This is a genomic window from Mycobacterium sp., from assembly GCF_035570115.1.
GTDB lineage: Bacteria > Actinomycetota > Actinomycetes > Mycobacteriales > Mycobacteriaceae > Mycobacterium.
The window spans coordinates 1-3374 of record NZ_DATMLH010000335.1 but is presented as its reverse complement, the minus strand read 5'-3'; the positions used below and the strand labels follow the sequence as shown (position 1 = coordinate 3374).

Genomic DNA, 3374 nt, shown 5'->3' with positions numbered 1-3374 from the left:
ACGAAGCCCCCGCTGGCCGCGTCGACGTGCACCGGAACGTCCACACCCCCATCGGCGGCCAGTTTGTCCAGCGCTGCGCAGAACTCAGCGACCGGTTCGAGTTCACCGGTGTAGGTGGTGCCCACGATCGCCACCACGCCGATGGTGTCCTCGTCGACAGCGTCGATGACCTGCTCGGGAGTGATGACGTAACGCCCCTCCGCCATCGGCAGGTAGCGCGGCTCGACATCGAAGTACCGGCAGAACTTCTCCCACACCACCTGGACGTTGGAGCCCATCACCAGGTTCGGAGTGCGCTTCTCCCAGCCCTTCCCCACCTTGGCCCGCCAGCGCCATTTCATCGCCAGACCACCGAGCATGACGGCCTCGCTGGAGCCGATGGTGGACGCTCCGCAGGCGCTGGACGGATCGTCGTCGCGCAGGTGATCGGCGTGGAACAGGTCGGCCACCATACACACGCAGCGCTGCTCGATGGCCGCGGTCAGCGGATATTCGTCCTTGTCGATCATGTTCTTGTCGAACGTCTCGGCCATCAGCCTGTCCGCCTGGGGGTCCATCCAGGTGGTGACGAAGGTGGCGAGGTTCAGCCGCGAGCTGCCGTCGAGCATCAGCTCGTCGTGGATGAAGCGGTACGCGGCCTCGGGATCCATCGACTCCTCAGGCAGCCGCAATGCCGGCACCGGGGTGGTGAACATGCGGCCCGTGTAGGCGGGCGCAATCGAGTGTGCGGGGACGGACGGGCGACTGGCGGTCACGACGGATCCTTTCGGTTGGTGGCTCAGTGCTAAAGGGTGGCCAGGGCGGCTCGGATATGGCCGACGATCCGTGACGCCGACGTCGGCGCGTCACCCGGACCGGGGTCGGCGGCCGACAGCGCTGCCGCGCGCGCGTGCACGAAGGCGCCTGCGGCTGCGGCTTCGACCGCCGGCAGCCCTGCGGCCAGCAGCGCGCCAATCATGCCGGACAGCACGTCGCCGGATCCGGCGGTCGCCGCCCAGGACTGCCCGGCCGGGTTGAGGTAGACCCGCCCGCCGGGTTCGGCGATGACGGTGACGTTGCCCTTCAGCAGCACGGTGACCCCGAGCGCGTCGGCGAGCTTACGGGTGGCGCCGACGCGGTCATCGCCAGGCGGAGCGCCGGCCAGTCGGGCGAATTCACCGGCGTGCGGCGTGAGCAAAGTCGGGGATTTGCGGTTGGCCACCAGATCGGGGTGGGCGGCCAGGATGGTCAGCGCGTCGGCATCGACCAGCACCGGCAGGTCGGTGCCCAGCGCGAACCACAGCGCGCCGGCCCCGGTTTCGTCGGTGCCCAGCCCTGGCCCGACGACCCAGGCCTGCACCCGCCCGGTCGACGCAGGGGTGGGCGAGGCAATCACCTCCGGCCAATGCGCGAGCACCTCGCTGTGTGCGCTGCCGGTGTAGCGGACCATGCCAGAAGTGGCCGCCACAGCGGCGCCGGTGCACAGCACCGCGGCACCCGGATAGGTCGACGATCCGGCCATCACCCCCGTCACGCCCTGGGTGTACTTGTCGTCGTGCGGTCCGGGCACCGGCCAGCGCGCGGCCACGTCGGCGGCTTCGAAGCCCACCACATCGGTGTCGGGCAGATCCAAGCCGATGTCGATGAGGCGGACGCGGCCGCAGTCGGCCAGCGCGTGGACCGGTTTCAGGCCGCCGAAGGTGACGGTGAGCGCGGCGTGCACGGCGGGCCCGGTGATCGCGCCGGTCGCCACGTCGATGCCGCTGGGGATGTCGACGGCGACAACCGGTATTGCGTTGGCATCGACGGCCTTGAAGACTTCGGCCGCGTCCGGCCGTAGCGGACCCGAACCGGAAATACCGACGACGCCGTCAATCACCAGATCCGTTGACGCGGCAACGCCGTTGACGATCCGGCCGCCGGCTTTGCGGAATGCCGCCAACCCCTTCTGGTGGGTGCGTTCCGGTTTCAGCAGGATCGCATCGGCGGCCGCGCCGCGGCGACGCAGGAACGTCGCCGCCCACAGCGCGTCACCGCCGTTGTCGCCGGAGCCGACGACTGCGCACACCCGGCGGCCGGAAACCACGCCCGTACGGGCAATCAACTCGGCGATGATCGCGTCGGCCAATCCGTATGCCGCGCGCCGCATCAGCGCGCCGTCGGGCTGGCTGGCCAGCAGCGGCGCTTCGGCCTCGCGGATCGCCTCAGCCGAGTAGTAGTGCCGCATTCGCCCGCATGCCCTCCGGTCGGTTCGCTGCCAACATTACGTGCCCCGCGATCGGCGTACAGTCGATTAAACAAGCTAAGTATCAAGCTGATGCAACGTATTGGAGGGGCGGATATGACACGGACCGACAACGACACCTGGGACTTGACCACCAGCGTGGGCGCCACCGCGACCGGCGTCGCCGTAGGGCGGGCCTTGGCGAGCCGGGCGGCCAACCCACTGATCAACGACCCGTTCGCCGAGCCGCTGGTCCGTGCGGTGGGCGTGGACTTCTTTACCCGGTTGGCCAGTGGCGAACTAAATCCGGCCGAGGTCGACGACAACGGCGCGTGGGGCATGCAGCGGATGCGCGACATGATGGCCGTGCGCACTCGCTTCTTCGACGACTTCTTTCTCCAGGCGACCAACGGCGGAATCCGCCAGGCGGTGATCCTGGCATCTGGACTAGACGCACGCGCCTACCGGTTGCCCTGGCCGGCCGGGACCACGGTCTACGAGATCGACCAGCCAGCGGTCATCGAGTTCAAGACCACCACCCTGGCTGATCTGGGCGCCACCCCCACCGCCGACCGCCGCTCGGTGGCCATCGATCTGCGCCACGACTGGCCGGCCGCGTTGCGTGAAGCCGGCCTTGATCCCACCCAACCCACCGCGTGGAGCGCAGAGGGCTTGATGCCGTTTCTGCCGCCGGAGGCTCAGGATGCGTTGCTGGACAACATCACCATGCTGAGCGCCGCGGGCAGTCAACTGGCCACCGAGAGCGTGCCGGACGCCAGCCAGGCGGTGCCGATGATGGCCGACCGGATGCGCCAAGCCACCGAACGCTGGCGCGACCACGGATTCGACGTGGAGATGACCGACTTGTGGTACGGCGGCGACCGCAACGACGTGATCGACTACCTGGGCGGCCACGGCTGGAATGTCTCCGCCATCAGTGTTGCCGATTTGTTTGCCGCTCACGGTCTTTCGATTCAGGCCAGCAACGACGACGAAGCGGCGATGGCTTCCGGGCTCGGCTACGTGACCGCTACCCGGACTTAGGCCTGCCCCGTCGTCGGGCCATCGGATAGAACAACAGGCCGATGAAGATCGACGAGAAGTGGCCGATTACAGTGAAGTTCGGATCGATGATCAGCGGGACGGCGAAGACGATGATCAAGACCCAGAG

At 68.2% G+C, this 3374-nt stretch carries 4 protein-coding genes; 1 reads left to right on the top strand and 3 read right to left on the bottom strand.

What is annotated here, in order from left to right; translation table 11 throughout:
- A partial coding sequence (locus tag VNW74_RS31380; protein ID WP_325684222.1) for a pyridoxal-dependent decarboxylase occupies positions 1-755 on the bottom strand: 755 nt, incomplete at its 3' end.
- A gap of 29 nt (positions 756-784) precedes the next feature.
- The gene (locus tag VNW74_RS31375; RefSeq protein ID WP_325684220.1) at positions 785-2206 is read right to left on the bottom strand and encodes an NAD(P)H-hydrate dehydratase; all 1422 of its coding nucleotides are present in this window, start codon (positions 2204-2206) and stop codon (positions 785-787) included.
- 114 nt (positions 2207-2320) lie between these two features.
- Between VNW74_RS31375 and VNW74_RS31370 the strand changes: the two genes are divergently transcribed.
- Positions 2321-3247 (top strand): class I SAM-dependent methyltransferase, encoded by a 927-nt coding sequence (locus VNW74_RS31370; RefSeq protein ID WP_325684217.1) that lies wholly within the window; start codon positions 2321-2323, stop codon positions 3245-3247.
- Here the strand turns inward: VNW74_RS31370 and VNW74_RS31365 are convergent.
- Entirely contained in the window at positions 3234-3365 is a 132-nt protein-coding gene (locus VNW74_RS31365; protein WP_414686834.1) for a rhomboid-like protein, read from the bottom strand. The two genes, VNW74_RS31370 and VNW74_RS31365, sit on opposite strands and share 14 nt — an antisense overlap.
- Positions 3366-3374: the final 9 nt, after the last annotated feature.

Coding starts and splice junctions, on each gene's coding strand:
- VNW74_RS31375 (WP_325684220.1), bottom strand. CDS start 2,206: ATGCGGCACTACTACTCGGCTGAGGCGATCCGCGAGGCCGAAGCGCCG.
- VNW74_RS31370 (WP_325684217.1), top strand. CDS start 2,321: ATGACACGGACCGACAACGACACCTGGGACTTGACCACCAGCGTGGGC.